The 14,704-nt window shown below is 64.4% G+C and carries 13 protein-coding genes and 2 riboswitches; of the genes, 3 read left to right on the top strand and 10 right to left on the bottom strand.

Translation table 11 applies throughout. The annotated features are described in order from the left end of the window. The first annotated feature begins 297 nt into the window (after nucleotides 1-297). Nucleotides 298-960 (top strand): NAD(P)H-dependent oxidoreductase, encoded by a 663-nt coding sequence (locus NFX52_RS01515; RefSeq protein ID WP_055397419.1) that lies wholly within the window; start codon nucleotides 298-300, stop codon nucleotides 958-960. A 73-nt stretch (nucleotides 961-1,033) separates the two neighbouring features. Here NFX52_RS01515 and NFX52_RS01510 read toward each other — a convergent pair whose 3' ends face one another. The 4 genes from NFX52_RS01510 to NFX52_RS01495 form a co-directional block, all read right to left on the bottom strand. Further along, on the bottom strand, nucleotides 1,034-2,386 hold the full coding sequence (locus NFX52_RS01510; RefSeq protein WP_255354205.1) for an MFS transporter: 1,353 nt from the start codon (nucleotides 2,384-2,386) through the stop codon (nucleotides 1,034-1,036). A gap of 54 nt (nucleotides 2,387-2,440) precedes the next feature. Continuing rightward, nucleotides 2,441-3,655 carry an acyltransferase family protein gene (locus NFX52_RS01505; protein WP_238385568.1) on the bottom strand — a complete coding sequence of 405 codons (1,215 nt, stop codon included), beginning with the start codon at nucleotides 3,653-3,655 and terminating at the stop codon, nucleotides 2,441-2,443. 72 nt (nucleotides 3,656-3,727) lie between these two features. Next, complete coding sequence (locus NFX52_RS01500) at nucleotides 3,728-4,768, bottom strand: MerR family transcriptional regulator (protein ID WP_055397415.1); 1,041 nt, start codon at nucleotides 4,766-4,768, stop codon at nucleotides 3,728-3,730. Between the two features lie 4 nt (nucleotides 4,769-4,772). After that, entirely contained in the window at nucleotides 4,773-5,174 is a 402-nt protein-coding gene (locus tag NFX52_RS01495) for an FKBP-type peptidyl-prolyl cis-trans isomerase (RefSeq protein ID WP_369801340.1), read from the bottom strand. Nucleotides 5,175-5,408: 234 nt separating this feature from the next. Here NFX52_RS01495 and soxC point away from each other — a divergent pair, with 234 nt between their 5' ends. Together soxC and NFX52_RS01485 are read left to right on the top strand one after the other, a co-directional pair. Further along, nucleotides 5,409-6,656 (top strand): sulfite dehydrogenase, encoded by a 1,248-nt coding sequence (soxC, locus tag NFX52_RS01490; protein ID WP_082437398.1) that lies wholly within the window; start codon nucleotides 5,409-5,411, stop codon nucleotides 6,654-6,656. Continuing rightward, nucleotides 6,649-7,302 (top strand): c-type cytochrome, encoded by a 654-nt coding sequence (locus tag NFX52_RS01485; protein WP_055397408.1) that lies wholly within the window; start codon nucleotides 6,649-6,651, stop codon nucleotides 7,300-7,302. The genes soxC and NFX52_RS01485 overlap by 8 nt, the downstream gene beginning before the upstream one ends. Before the next feature lie 6 nt (nucleotides 7,303-7,308). Here the strand turns inward: NFX52_RS01485 and NFX52_RS01480 are convergent, their stop codons facing one another. The 6 genes from NFX52_RS01480 to NFX52_RS01455 form a co-directional block, all read right to left on the bottom strand. After that, nucleotides 7,309-7,920, bottom strand: a complete 612-nt coding sequence (locus NFX52_RS01480; RefSeq protein ID WP_055397407.1) for a Crp/Fnr family transcriptional regulator — start codon at nucleotides 7,918-7,920, stop codon at nucleotides 7,309-7,311. A 23-nt stretch (nucleotides 7,921-7,943) separates the two neighbouring features. Further along, nucleotides 7,944-10,850 (bottom strand): aminomethyl-transferring glycine dehydrogenase, encoded by a 2,907-nt coding sequence (gene gcvP / locus NFX52_RS01475; RefSeq protein WP_055397404.1) that lies wholly within the window; start codon nucleotides 10,848-10,850, stop codon nucleotides 7,944-7,946. Nucleotides 10,851-10,927: 77 nt separating this feature from the next. Continuing rightward, nucleotides 10,928-11,302: a glycine cleavage system protein GcvH gene (gcvH, locus tag NFX52_RS01470; RefSeq protein WP_055397402.1), complete on the bottom strand. Its 375-nt coding sequence runs from the start codon at nucleotides 11,300-11,302 to the stop codon at nucleotides 10,928-10,930. Between the two features lie 84 nt (nucleotides 11,303-11,386). Continuing rightward, nucleotides 11,387-12,529: a glycine cleavage system aminomethyltransferase GcvT gene (gene gcvT / locus NFX52_RS01465; RefSeq protein WP_055397400.1), complete on the bottom strand. Its 1,143-nt coding sequence runs from the start codon at nucleotides 12,527-12,529 to the stop codon at nucleotides 11,387-11,389. A 49-nt stretch (nucleotides 12,530-12,578) separates the two neighbouring features. Then, nucleotides 12,579-12,705, bottom strand: a riboswitch (glycine riboswitch). Between the two features lie 21 nt (nucleotides 12,706-12,726). Beyond that, nucleotides 12,727-12,809, bottom strand: a riboswitch (glycine riboswitch). A gap of 13 nt (nucleotides 12,810-12,822) precedes the next feature. Further along, nucleotides 12,823-14,100, bottom strand: a complete 1,278-nt coding sequence (locus NFX52_RS01460) for a TRAP transporter large permease (protein ID WP_055397398.1) — start codon at nucleotides 14,098-14,100, stop codon at nucleotides 12,823-12,825. Further along, on the bottom strand, nucleotides 14,097-14,591 hold the full coding sequence (locus NFX52_RS01455) for a TRAP transporter small permease (RefSeq protein ID WP_055397396.1): 495 nt from the start codon (nucleotides 14,589-14,591) through the stop codon (nucleotides 14,097-14,099). The genes NFX52_RS01460 and NFX52_RS01455 overlap by 4 nt, the downstream gene beginning before the upstream one ends. Between the last annotated feature and the right edge of the window lie 113 nt (nucleotides 14,592-14,704).

The raw sequence follows: 14,704 nt of genomic DNA, 5'->3' as shown, positions 1-14,704 counted from the left end.
GCGGCCAGGGGTTTTGGCGCGAGGAAAGTGCGCGCGCTGCGCAATGCTGTGGGCCAGAAAGCATGGCCACGAGTGTACGCCTGCAAGCCTGCGGATCCTGCAGGCCCCGGGGTCTCGTACACGCAGAGACCGGGGTGAACGGCTTCAGCGCCTCTTTCAAGGGGCGATTGTTGATCAATTGCGAACAATCCTTTTCTCTCACGGGGCTTACCGAAGGAGATTCGGATCCCTACAGTTCCACCATCCCGAATTTTTTAGATCCAACCCGATCGCTACTGACTGTCAGGAATTTTTGCCATGAACCCCATCGACGACACCTCCCTTGCCCAACCCCTGCTGAATAAACTGCAATGGCGCTATGCCGCCAAGAAGATGAACCCCACCAAGGCGGTTCCGCAGGAGAAGGTGGAGCGCATTCTCGAAGCCGCGCGCCTGGCGCCCACCTCCAGTGGCCTGCAGCCCTTTGAAATCATCGTGGTGACCGATCCCGCTGTGCGCGCCAAGATCCAGCCCATCGCCTGGAACCAGGCCCAGATCACCGACGGCTCGCACCTGCTGGTATTTGCTGCATGGGACAACTACACGGCCGACCGCATCAACATGATGTTCGATCTGACCAATGACCAGCGTGGCTTCAAGAACGAAGGCTGGGAAAACTACCGCCAGATGCTGCTGAACAGCTACCCCCAGCGCGATGCCGAGGTGAACTTCCAGCACGCAGCCCGCCAAGCCTACATTGGCATGAGTGCCGCACTGATCGCCGCTGCGTTTGAAGAGGTGGACTCCACCCCCATGGAAGGCTTTGACCCCAACGCGCTCGATGAGATCCTGGGCCTTCGGGCACGTGGCCTGCGCAGCGTGTCGATCCTGCCGCTGGGTTACCGCGCCGATGAAGGCGACTGGCTGGTGAACCTGAAGAAGGTGCGCCGCCCCCGCGAGCAGTTCGTGACTGAAGTCTGAGGATCTCCTCCTAAGGCACAAAAAAGGCTGGACAGTGGTCCAGCCTTTTTTGCGTGGGTTTGCGTGGGGAGCCTCAGCGTGTGGCGGGTGCTGCATCCGTCACGCGGCGCATGGGCGTCAGTACAAAAGCCATTGCGGCTAGCACCACCAGCGTACCTCCGCTGGCCGCAAACAGCTGGGTCAGCGTGATGCTTTTCATCACCCAGCCCGTGACGGCTGCGGAGATGGGGGCCAAGCCCATGAAGATGAACATGAACAGGCTCATCGCCCGGCCAATCAGGGCCGGCGGCACACGTTGCTGGATCCAGGTGAACACGCTCACCTGCATGAAGCCGCCGAGCAGGCCGATGACCAGCATCAGCGTTGCGCCCTGCCACACGGCCGTGATCAGCCCCAGAGGCATGAACAGTACACCGATGATGGCGTCGAACGCCAGGATGGTCATGCCGAGGCTGCCAAAACGCAGCCTCGGCAACATGCCCGACACCACCATGCCCAGGAGCGTGCCCGCGCCATGGGCGCCCACCATGGTGCCGAACGCGGCCGCGCCCAGCGCTGGCGTGCTGCTGGCCAGCACGGGGATGGCGATGTGGATGGGGCCCATGATGAACAGGGCGATGGCGCTCCAGTAGAGAAAGCAGGTGCGCAGCTCTCCATCGCGCCAGAAGTGAACCAGGCCCTGCGCCACCGACGCCAGCACCGCCTGGGGTGCGGCAGCCGGGGTCGAGTTGCCTGCATGGGTCTGCACCTTGGAAAGCGTCCAGGCGGACACCGCAAAGCTCAGGGCATCCAGCGCAAAGGCCAGGCCGATGCCGGCGGCGTTGGCATGGGCCGGTGCACTGGCGACTTCTTTGACTGCGTCGCCCGCACCAAACAGCGCAATGAGCAGCCCTGCCAGCAGGGGCCCAAGGAACATGGTCAGCTGGCGCAGGCCCAGGCTGATGCCGTTGGCGGCCTGCAACTGCGATCGCGCCACCACGTGCGGCATCATGGCCGTGCCAGCAGGAATGCTGAAGGCCGTGGCCAGGCCAATGCCCAGCGACAGCGCATACACCATCCACAGCGTCAGGGTGCCTGCAAGCACCAGCCCCGCCAGCACGGCCAGCAGCACCAGGTTGATGTATTTGGTGATCATCAGCACCTGCTTGGGCGAGTGGCGGTCTACCAGTGCTCCGCCGATCAGGATGAACAGTGCGCGCGGCACGCTGATGAGGGCCAGCACGGTGCCCAGCACCAGGGTGTCGCCCGTCATCTGCAGCACCAGCCAGGGCAGTGCAATCAGCGTGAACTGGTCGCCCAGCATGGACAGGAAGGAGCCGCTCGTCATCCAGCGAAAGTTGGGGTCCTTGAACAGCGCGGCGCGCGGGTCCTGGGGAGCGCTCTTTGGGTGGGGGGGCGAAGGGTGATGGGGCATTTCAGGTCGCATGAACAGGGTCTCCAAAAGATTTGCGGGTGTGCCGGCGCCCGTTGAGCCACTGGCTCACGGCAGTGAATCGCACGCACAGGTGGTAGCTGACCAGGCACAGGGCCGTGGTGGCCAGCACATTGAGAGCCATCTTGGCCAGGACGGGAATCGGCACCCCATACAGCAGCGCGCTAAACCAATCGTCAGCGGCAGATGCACGAGGTACACCCAGTACGAGCTGTCGGCCAGGTAGGCGAGCCAGGCACGGGGCTGTCCGACGTGGCGCAGAAAGAGCCCGATCAGCGCAAAGCTCCACAACCAGGACGCGGCGTTGTAAGCCAGTGCCATCCAGAACTGCAGGTGCCGGGTGGCAGAGACGGGCTCGGCCAGGATCTCGGTGAAGGCACCGGTGACCAGGACCAGAGCAAAGGCCGAAGCCTCAGGCTGGGCCAGCACTTCCGACAAGAATGCAGTGATCAGGAAGCACACGAGCCCCAGACCCGCCAGCACGGGCCAGTGCCTTGCGTAGCGCACCATCAAGTCCATGCGCTGCGTATACAGGCACAGCCCGAATCCGTAGAACAGCCCGTTGTGGAGCCATTCCGCCAAGGGAGGCAGAAAGGAACCGCTGGGCGTGACGATTCCGTGGTCGTAGTGGGCGCCGATCCAGGCGAGTGGAAGTGTGAGCGCCACAATGCCCAGGGCCGAACCGCCCAGCCAGGCGGTGAAGCGCCCCAGGGCTTTTTGTACGCCGCCGGGCAGCGCACGTGCTGCAGCCCACACCACAGGCGTGAACACGGCCAGCCACAGCAGCATCCACAGAAACCACAGGTGCATGGTCGGCGGGCCTTTGGGTACGTTGGGGCCGTGGGGCAGCAGGCTGCGGTCCACGCCCCAGGTGCCATGGGCCATGCGGTGCAGGAACAACAGGCCCAGCAGGGCGCTGACCGCCAACAAGGGCGGCCAGAACACCACAAAAGGCAGGCCCAGGCGGCGCAGCCGGTTGCGCACCATGCCCGCCAGCCCTCGGTGCTGCACCAGTGCCGACACAAAAAAACCGGCCAGGATAAAAAACAGGGGCATGCGGAACGCATGGATCACCGCCACCAGCAAGTCGGCCACCGACGTGGACAAATCGTCGTGCCAGGGCAGGGGAGACGGCCGGCTCATGTAAATGACCGAGACATGCAGCACGATGCCCAGCCACATCATGGCGGCGCGCAGATTGTCCAGGGCATGCAGCTTTCGCCCCGCGGCGGCGGATTCTGTGGTGTGAGTCGGTCCATTCATAGGGACCGACTGTGAAGCCTCACGTTGCGTGAGGGTCAAGCACTTTTCCGACTTTTTGGGGCGGTGTTGTTGTCAGCGGTGTGGGGATACCACAGCGGCCGCAGGTGCTGGCATGGCATGCGCCAGCGCTGCCTGCAGATAGGCGCGTACGGGAGCACTCAGGGGCGAACCTGCCTGCAGCAGCGGTTCGTTGGCGGAGGCCATGAGCAGCTTCTGGCGCAACTCGGGTCTGCGCCGCGTGAGTGTGTCGAACAGATCGTTCCAGCGCAAAGCGGCAGCCACCGCATCGGGGTGGTGGGGAGGAAGGGCGCGGGCCAGAAGCTGTTGAACGTCCTGCTCCAGCGCTGCCCAGTCGGTATGGGGCACATGGCCCAGTGTGCGCAGATCGTTGCGGGTCAGGTACTTTTCCAGCAGCGCCATGCGCAGCTTGATGGCCGTTTCGATGTACTCGATCATTTCACCCGGCGGTGCATGGTTGCGCCCCTGGGTGCTGGGTTCGGTGCGGAACATATGGCCCCAGCGCTCCAGCAGGTCCAGATCGCCCTTCATACAGTGCAGCATGAGCGCCATCCAGCGGTAGGCCAGCGCCTGCACCTCGGGTGTGTCGGGTGCCAGTTGGCGGTCCATGGCGCTGCGCACCAGGTCTTTGACGATCAGCCAGTCGGCCTCAATGAGGTTCCAGTTCTGAAAGATGTGCTTGAGTTCGGCCGAGCTGAAATACTTGCCATAGGTCGTCATCAGCGCCAGGGCCTCCAGCCAGTTGCCCATGTCTGGCTCGGCACCGGCCATCAGGCCGTCCCTCAGCATGGTCAGGCGTCCGCGCAGTTCGGTGGCCTGCGCGATTTGCTGGTCCAGCGAGCGGATCTGCTGCCCGATGATGCGTTCGGGGGCCATGCCGTCACCCGCCAGCAGCGCCCCGATGTCGCTGAGCGCCAGGCCCATCTGGCGCATGGTCTGGATGCCGTGCAGTCGCTGCACATCGGCCTGGCTGTAGAGGCGGTAGCCCGCCTCGGACCGGCCTGAAGGCTTGAGCAGCCCGATCTCGTCATAGTGGTGAAGCGTGCGCACCGTCAGGCCGGTGCGCCGCGCGAGATCACCGACCTTGAGCAGCATGGGGTCAGCGGCCGATGGAGATGAGTTCGATCTCGAAGTTGAGCGTGGCATTGGGTGGGATCACGCCACCGGCTCCCCGGGCGCCGTAAGCGATGGATGGCGGGCAGGTCAGCTTGGCCTTGCCACCCGGCTTCATGCGTTGCACGCCTTCGGTCCAGCAGGGGATCACGCCGTTGAGCGGGAACGACGTCGGCTCGCCGCGCTTGTAGGAGCTGTCGAACTCCTTGCCGTCCAGAAACATGCCTTTGTAGTGCACCTTGACGGTGTCGGTGGCCTTGGGCGAATCGCCGGTGCCGTCCTTGAGCGATTCATAAACCAGGCCACTGGCCGTGGTGACGGGGCCTGCGGCCTGGGCAGAGGCAAAGGGGGCAGCCAGAAGGCCAATGAGCACAAGGGCGGAAGAAATGCGCACGAGGAGTCCTTGAAACAAAAAAGAAAGGGGGGAAAAGTCAGAACGCCATTTTGCTCGTCAGCAACGGTTGGGCTGCAAGCGGCGCGCCAGTGTAAAGGGCGTGGCGCCGTGGCTGGTGCCAATCCACTGTGGGCGCGTTAACCAACGTTAATGCGCAGCGGCATGCGGATGACAACACTGCAGCTGCGGCCAATGGGTGCCGAGTGCTTGTTTTTGCGGAGATGACGGATGCGTTCATTCAACGGCCACAGCGGACTGGCTCGGAGGACTTTTTTGGGGGGGCTTGCGACGGGGGGCGTGGGTATGGCGGTGGCGCAGGCAGCGCCGCCACAGCCACTGGCCGCCCGCTTGCCCGATGCGATGACCCGCCCCGGTGGGGCCGATCTGCCGTACGGCCTGCCCGCAGCACAGGAGGCACAGGTGGAGCGGACCTTGTCCACTGCGGCAGGCTTTCCGGTGTGGCGCACGCCGTTGCAGCACCAGCGCGGCATCATCACCCCCAGCGGCCTGCACTTTGCCGTGCACCACAACGGCGTGCCCGACATTGCGCCGGAGCGCCACACACTGAAGGTGCATGGGCTGGTGCACAAACCGCTGCGCTTTGACTTGGAACGCCTGTTGCGCTACCCCATGGTCAGCCGCGTGCATTTTCTGGAATGCGCGGGCAACTCAGCCGCCAACGCGCTATCGCCCACGGCTCTGGACCAGACGCTGGGCGAGATTGCGGGCGAGGTGTCGTGTTCGGAGTGGACGGGCGTGCCGCTGGCCTATCTGCTGAACGAAGCGGGGGTGAAGGACAGTGCCCAGTGGGTGGTGGCCGAAGGCGCTGACGGTGGATCGCACAGCCGCAGCCTGCCGCTGAAGGCCTTGCTGGAGCACGGCATGGTGGCGCTGTACCAGAACGGAGAGCGGCTGCGGCCTTCGCAGGGCTACCCCATGCGCCTGTTCATGCCGGGCTGGGAGGGCAACGTCAACGTGAAATGGCTGCACCGGCTCGAAGTGACCGACGCGCCCGCCTACACCAAGGACGAGTCGGGTCTGTACACGCAAGTGCTGGCCGATGGACGGATCGAGCGCTTCGCGTTCCACATGGAAGTGAAGTCGGTGATCACGCACCCCTCCGGCCAGCAGCGTTTGCCTGAGCCCCATGGGTTTTGCGAAATCGCTGGTCTGGCCTGGTCGGGCCGGGGGCGCATAGCGCGTGTGGATGTGTCCTTGGACGGAGGTCGCACCTGGGCTGCGGCGCAGCTGCACGGCCCGGTACTGGACCGGGCCTTTACGCGCTTCACGCTGCCCTGGCAGTGGAACGGCCGCAAGGCCGACCTGATGAGCCGCGCCACCGACGAGCATGGTCGTACACAGCCACTGCGCAGTGAATGGAAGCGGCGCTATGCCATGCACTCGTTCAACCACTACAACGCGGTGCAGGCCTGGCGCGTGCAGGCCGATGGCCGCGTGGAGAACGTCTATGCGTGAAGACCTGTGCAGCCAGTTGCTGCCCGCAGGACGCGCCACCCTGCGGCGGGGCGTGGCCGTGGCGATGGTGGTGGGACTGCTGAGTGCAGGCAGAGCCAGCGAGGTCCAGGCGCCGTCCGCTGCGGCTCCTGCACCAGCTGCGCCGCCACTTGTCATCGGCTTAGGCCAGCCGCTGTCGCCTGCCGACATCGATCGCTATGCCATCACCGTCTTCCCCAACGGCCGCAATCTGCCACCCGGCCGGGGCAGCGTGGAGCAGGGCGCGCGGCTGTATGCCATGCACTGCGCCGCCTGCCACGGCGCACAGGGCATCGAAGGGCCCGCCGCCCGGCTGGTGGGCACAGATGGTTTTATCGGCTGGAGCGACCCGCTGCGCCCCCTGCGCGTGCGCAAGTACCCGCTGCAGGTGTTGTCGGTGGGCGCGATGTGGCCTTATGCCACGACGGTGTTCGACTATGTGCGTCGGGGCATGCCGATGCACGCGCCCAAGAGCCTGACCGATGACGAGGTGTACGGCATCACCGCGCACCTGCTGCATCTGAACGGGCTGGTGGCAGGTGACGCCCTCATGGACAAGGAAAAATTGCCCCAGGTGGTGATGCCAGGGCGGGATCGCACGGTCAGTGCGTGGCCACAGGAACGCTGAAAATTCTCAAACGCCGCGTGACGCTTCCAGCATGCCCAGCCGTGCCCGGATGCGTGATAGCGATACCGGCGAGATGCCCAGGTAGCTGGCCACATGGTGCTGCGGCAGGTGGGGCGTCAAATCACCGTGTGTAGCGAGAAAAGATTGGTAGCGCACCTCGGGCGGGTGGCTCAACAACTCGGCTTCGCGCTGTGCGTGCTGCTGAAACACATAGCCCAGGGCCTCTTCCAGCAAGGGGCCGATGTGGGCAAAGCTGCGTTGCCACTGCTGCAAGGTGGCATAGGCCAGCTCCACAGCCTCTACGGGTGCCAGGGCCTCGATGGCATAGGGGCTGGGCAGCGCCAGGGGCGGCAGGTTGCCAGCCACCCAGCTGCCGGTGCCGTGAAACGACCGGTTGCGCTCGGTGCCTTGTTCGTTCAGGTAGAACAGCCGAACCACACCGCTGCGCACCTGCCAGCAGCGCGTGCTGGTCTCGCCCGCGGGCTGCAGCAGCGTGCCTGCGCCGAACTGACGGCGGGGCAGGGCCTGCCACAGAGCGGCCAGGGCAGGTTCAGACCGGACCAGCGCCTCCAGCGCAGGCGGCTGGCAGACAGTGCAGGCGCTGGTGGTCGAGGTCACTGCGTTCAGGCAATTCAGGCGTCTCAGGCGTAGTCAGACACCGGGATGCAACTGCAGCTTAGATTGCGATCACCCCACACGTTGTCCACGCGGCCTACGGGCGACCAATACTTGTTGCTGCGAAGCGCGGCCACGGGGTAAGCGGCGGCTTCGCGGGCGTAAGGGCGAGCCCATTCGCTGCCCAGCAGACTCTCGGCCGTGTGCGGCGCGTTCTTCAGCGGGTTGTTGTCCTGCGGCCAGGCACCGGATTCGATCTGGCGGATCTCTTCGCGGATGGCAATCATCGCGTCGATGAAGCGGTCGATCTCGAACAGCGTTTCGCTCTCGGTGGGCTCCACCATCAGCGTGTTGGGCACGGGGAAGCTCAGCGTGGGCGCGTGGAAGCCGTAGTCGATCAGGCGCTTGGCGACATCCTCAGCCATCACGCCGCTGGTGTCCTTGAGGCCGCGCAGGTCCAGGATGCACTCGTGCGCCACGTGGCCCGGCTTGCCATCCTTACCTTCGCTCGCGTACAGCGTGGGGTAGTGATCCTTGAGGCGTGCACTGATGTAGTTGGCCGAGAGGATGGCGGTTTCGGTCGCGGCCTGCAGGCCTTCGGCGCCCATCATGCGGCAGTACATCCAGCTGATGGGCAGCACGGCGGCATTGCCCAGAGGCGCTGCCGACACGGCACCCACGCCGCCGGCCACACCGGCCGTGGCATGACCAGGCAGGTAGGGCACCAGATCGGCCACCACACACACGGGACCTACGCCAGGGCCGCCACCGCCGTGCGGAATGCAGAAGGTCTTGTGCAGATTCAGGTGGCTCACGTCGCCGCCGAACTCGCCAGGGGCGGCCACGCCCACCAGGGCGTTCATGTTGGCGCCGTCCACATACACCCGGCCGCCGTGGCTGTGCACCAGGGCGCACAGTTCCTTCACCTGCGTTTCGAACACGCCGTGCGTGCTGGGGTAGGTGATCATGATGCAGGCCAGGTTGGCGCTGTGCTGTTCGCACTTGGCCTGCAGGTCGGCCATGTCCACGTTGCCGTTGTCGTCGCACTTCGTCACCACCACCTGCATGCCCACCATCTGGGCGCTGGCGGGGTTGGTGCCGTGGGCGCTGCTGGGGATCAGGCAAATGTTGCGATGGCCGTGGCCCTGGGCTTCGTGGTAGGCCTTGATGGCCAGCAGGCCCGCGTATTCGCCTTGCGATCCGGCGTTGGGCTGCAGGCTGATGCCTGCGTAGCCCGTGGCCTGGCACAGCCAGGCGCGCAGTTGTTCGTCCAGCTCCTTGTAGCCTTGCAACTGGTCAGCGGGTGCGAAGGGGTGCACGTTGGCGAATTCGGGCCAGGTGATGGGGATCATCTCGCTCGTGGCATTGAGCTTCATGGTGCAGCTGCCCAGCGGGATCATGCTGCGGTCCAGCGCCAGGTCCTTGTCAGACAGCTGGCGGATGTAGCGCAGCATGCCGGTTTCGGAGTGGTGGGTGTTGAACACCGGATGAGTCAGGTACTTGCTGGCGCGGCGCAGTTCGGTGGGGATCAGCGGCTCTACACCCTTCTCGAAGGCGTCAAACGTGGGCAGCGCCTGGCCATCCGCGGCGAACACCTTCCACAGCAGCTCGATGTCGGCGCGTGTGGTGGTCTCGTCCAGCGAAATGCACAGGTAGTTTTCGAAATAAATTCGCAGGTTGGCGCCCAGCTGTACTGCGCGAGCAGCTATGGATTTGGTAGCGCCATCGGTTTTGAGCGTCAGCGTGTCAAAACACGCCTGCGGGCGCACCGGTGCGCCCAGTTGTGTGAGCCCCTTGGCCAGAATGGCGGTGTAGCTGGCCACACGCTGTGCAATGCGCTTGAGCCCATCGGGGCCATGGTACACGGCGTACATGCTGGCGATCACGGCGGGCAGCACCTGCGCGGTGCAGATGTTGGACGTGGCCTTTTCGCGGCGGATGTGCTGCTCGCGCGTTTGCAGGGCCAGACGGTAGGCGGGCTTGCCATGTGTATCCACGCTCACGCCCACCAGGCGGCCTGGCAGGCTGCGCTTGAACTCGTCGCGGCAGGCCATGTAGGCAGCGTGCGGGCCACCCGCGCCCATGGGCATACCGAAGCGCTGCGTGGTGCCTACGACGATGTCGGCACCCCATTCACCGGGCGGGGTGATCAGCGTGAGGGCCAGGAGGTCGGCCGCTGCGATGAAGGCCGCCTGTTTGGCATGCGCCTTCTCCACATCAGCGCGCAGGTCATCAATGCGGCCACTGGTGGCGGGGTACTGGGCCAGCACGGCGAAATACTCGCCATTCAGCGCTGCATCCCATTCGGCGGCGGAGTTGGCTAGCACCACTTCGATATTGAGGGGCTTGGCACGGGTCTGGATCACTTCGATGGTTTGCGGGTGGGCATCACCGGCCACCACAAACACATTGCTCTTGCTCTTGACGGAGCGCTTGGCCAGCGTCATCGCCTCAGCGGCGGCCGTGGCTTCGTCCAGCATCGATGCATTGGCAATCGGCATGCCGGTCAGATCGCAGACCATGGTCTGAAAATTGACCAGCGCCTCCATGCGGCCTTGCGAGATTTCGGCCTGGTACGGCGTGTAGGCCGTGTACCAGGCGGGGTTCTCCAGGATGTTGCGCAGGATGACGCCCGGTGTGTGCGTGCCGTAGTAGCCCTGGCCGATGAAGCTCTTCAGGACCTGGTTCTTCGATGCCATCGCCTTGAGTTCGGCCAGCGCCGCCGCTTCCGTGATCGGCAGGGGCAGGTCCATCGCGCTGCTGCGTGCAATGGAGCGCGGCACGATGGAGTCAATGAGGGCGCGGCGCGAGGCCTCGCCAATCACCGACAGCATGTGCGCTTCATCGGCCGCATCGATGCCGATGTGGCGGGGCAGGAATTCGGTGGCGTTTTCAAGCGCTGCGAGCGTGGGCAGGGGGGCGAGGGTGGTCATCGGCGGCGGCGTGGGACAACAAGGAGGCACATTGGCCCGGCAGGGCGCCGGGCCTCGGGGAACAAAAGATCCGGAGATCAGGCGTTCTTGGCGAACTCTGCGTACGCAGGTTCGTCCATGAGCGCGTCGAATTGCATCATGTCGGTCACGTGGACCTTGAAGAACCAGCCAGCGCCCAGCGGGTCGGTGTTGGCCAGCGAGGGGTCGGCGCGCAGGGCTTCGTTCACCTCGACGATTTCGCCGCTGACGGGCATGTACACGTCGGCGGCGGCTTTGACGGACTCCACCACGCCGGCGACTTCACCCTGGGTGAAGGTCTTGCCGACTTCGGGCAGGTCCACAAACACCACATCGCCCAGCGCGTCCTGGGCGTGTACCGTGATGCCCACGGTGGCGGCTTCGTGGTCGGAGATGTCGATCCACTCGTGATCCTTGGAAAACTTGACGGTCATGGGGGCTCCAGAAAAAAGGGGAAAAACAAACAAAAGTGCCGATGCCAGCCAAGACTGTAGCCGGGCTGGCGCAGTTTCAGACGGTCAGCCGCGGTAGTAGCGCGCGGGGGTAAAGGGCATGGCACGCACTTCCATGGGCACGGCCTTGCCGCGCACGATGGCGTTCACCCGCGTGCCGATGGCGGCGAAGGCGGGTGTGACATAGCCCATAGCCACGGGTTCGTTCACCGTGGGGCCCAGCAGGCCGCTGGTCACTTCGCCAATCTTCTGGCCGTCTTCGCTCTGCAATTCGGTGTGTTCACGCACGGGCACACGCTCCAGTGCGACGAGGCCGACGCGCTTGCGCTGCAGGCTGGCGGGGTTGTCGATCTGCGCGAGCACCTTGTCTGCTCCGGGGAAACCCCCTGCGCGGGCGCCTCCCGTGCGACGCACCTTCTGGATGGCCCAGTTCAGCGCGGCTTCAGGCGGCGTGGTGGTGGTGTCGATGTCGTTGCCATACAGGCACAGGCCCGCTTCGAGCCGCAGCGAGTTGCGGGCGCCCAGGCCGATGGGTTTGACCTCGGGCTGAGCAAGCAGGGCGCGGGCCAGGGTGTCGGCCTGCGCAGCGGGCACCGAGATTTCAAAACCGTCTTCACCGGTGTAGCCGCTGCGGGTCACAAAACAGTCACAGCCTGCAATGGAAAAATCGCCGCCCGTCATGAACACCAGCTTTTCAACGCCGGGCGCGAGGCGGGCGAGGGCGGTGACGGCCTGCGGGCCTTGCAGAGCGAGCAGGGCGTGGTCGGGCATGGGCGCCACCTTGCAGCGCTGGCCGATGCGGGCCGTGATGTGCGCAATGTCGCCCACCTTGCAAGCACCGTTCACGATCACGAACAGCGTGGGCTCGCCATCCACCACGCCTTGGTTGAAGAACATCAGGTCATCGATGACCGTGCCTTCGTCGGTGAGCAGCAGCCCGTAGCGCTGTTTGCCCACGGGCAGGTCGATCACGTCCACCGGCATCAGGGTTTCAAACGCCGCTGCGGCGTCAGGGCCGACCAGCTTGAGCTGGCCCATGTGCGAGACGTCAAACAAGCCCGCCGCACTGCGCGTGTGCTGGTGTTCGGCCATCAGGCCAGCGGGGTATTGCACGGGCATGGAGTAGCCGGCGAACGGCACCATGCGGGCGCCCAGCTCGATGTGCAGGGCGTTCAGGGGCGTGGTGAGCAGGGGGGCGGTGGCTGACATGGCGGAACTCCGGGGCAAATGAGGGCCGCAGCCACAAGGTGGCTACGGGATTTGCCCTGCTGTCCGCTTTACCTGAGAGATTCACCGCAGCGCCCTGGCTGGCCGTGCGGTTTGCTCCTTCGGTGGATGGCCTCAACACGCGGTGCGGTGGGCCATCTCTCTCCAGCAAGGGAACGCCCGCATCACTGCGGGCGGTTGTCAGTCCTTTTGCCTGAGCGTTCGGCTGCTGCCTGCGCCTTCGGCGGTGTGTTTCCCCGCGGGGTCCGCACTCTCTCCTGACCGGGCGATTCTAACTACTTTGCGTAGACCAGATCGCGCAAACCCAGCGACAACTGCGGCACATAGGTCACCACCATCAGGCAAGCCATGATGACAAGCACAAACGGAATCAGGTGCCCGACGATGCGGTCCAGCGATATTCGCGCCACGGTGCAGGCTGCAAACAGGTTCACGCCAAACGGCGGCGTGATCATGCCCATGGCCAGGTTCACTACCATGATCAGGCCAAAGTGCACCGGGTCCACACCAAAGTGGATGGCCACGGGAGCCAGGATGGGTGCCAGAACAATGATGGCGGCACTGGTCTCGATGAACATGCCGATCACGAACAGCGCCGCGTTCACCCCGAGCAGGAAGAGGGTGGGGGATTGCAGCACCGCCTCCAGCCAGCGGCCAATGGCATCCGGCACGCCAGCACGGGTGATGAGGAAGGCGAACAGGCCCGCATTGGCAATGATGAACATGATCACTGCGGACGAGATGGCCGATTTGCGCAGGATGGCAAACAGGTCCTTGAGCCGGATCTCGCGGTATATCACCACCCCCACAATCAATGCGTAGAACACCGCCACGGCCGATGCTTCAGTGGGGGTGAATACGCCACCGTAGATGCCGCCAAGGATGATCACCGGCATCAGCAGCGCCCAGCCCGCCTGCAGCGTGGCCTTGCCAAGAGGCATGCGGCCGTCGCCGTCGTTCTTGCCCCAGCCCTTGTACTTGCAGTACGCCCAGACAAAAAGCATCAGCGCGCCACTGATCAGCAGCCCCGGGCCAAAGCCGGCGATGAACAGCTCGCCAATCGACACTTCGGCGCTCACGCCATACAGGATCATGGGGATGGAGGGCGGGATGATCACGCCCAGCTCGGCGCTGGTGGCTTGCAGGGATGCGGCGTAGCTCGTGGGGTAGCCATGCTTGATGAGCGCGGGGATCAGGATGGCGCCAATGGCAAATGTGGTGGCCACCGACGAGCCCGACACGGCCGCAAAGATCATGCAGGTCAGCACGCAGGTCATGGGCAGGCCACCCTGCACGCCGCCCACGATGCTCTTGGCAAACTCCACCAGGCGGCGGGATATGCCGCCCGTTTCCATCAGGTTGCCCGCGAGGATGAAGAACGGAATGGCGGCCAGCGGAAATTTGTTGATGGAGCCAAACATCTCCTTCACAGAGATCAGCATGTTGGCATTGGCTACCTGGATGCCCAGGATGGAGGCCAGGCCGATGGAAACGGCCACGGACACAGTGAGTGCAAAACACAGCACCATGGTGGTGATCATGACGGGCGTCATTGCGCGGTCTCCAGCTCAAGGCGTTGAGGGTCTAGCAGGTTGCCGACGATGCCAATGGCGCTGAACACGCCACCCACCGGCATGGCCACGTAGGCCCAGAACATGGAGACGGATTCGAGCCCCGCCATCGACTGCACGCCGCCGCGTTGGGCATAGTCCCAGCCCCACCACACGATCACGCCAATCAGTGCCAGCGCCGCCACTGCCACGACATAGTCCAGCACCCGGCGCACGCGCGGGGGGCTCCAGCGGTACAGCACATCCACGCTGACCATCGCGCCCTGGCGGAACGCGCTGGGGATGGCCAGGAACACCATCCAGATCAGGCTGAAACGGATCAGCACTTCAGTCCACTCGGCGGGCTGCTCCAGCACAAAGCGGGTCACGATCTGGAACATGCCCAGCGATGCGGCAATGACCAGCATGGCGCACGCGCCGAGCAACGCTGCAAACGTGGCCCCGCGTTCAAACATCAGAAAAGCTTTTTTCATGGGGCGGACAACGCCATGGGTTCAGATGATTCGGTGGAGAGAATCAGATTGAAGATAAAAAACGCCCGTAGCGCTTATTCTACGGGCGTTGTGTGCTACTAAAAATATAGTAG

Source organism: Acidovorax facilis (assembly GCF_023913775.1).
GTDB lineage: Bacteria > Pseudomonadota > Gammaproteobacteria > Burkholderiales > Burkholderiaceae_C > Acidovorax > Acidovorax facilis.
This window is presented reverse-complemented; position numbering and strand designations above follow the sequence as displayed.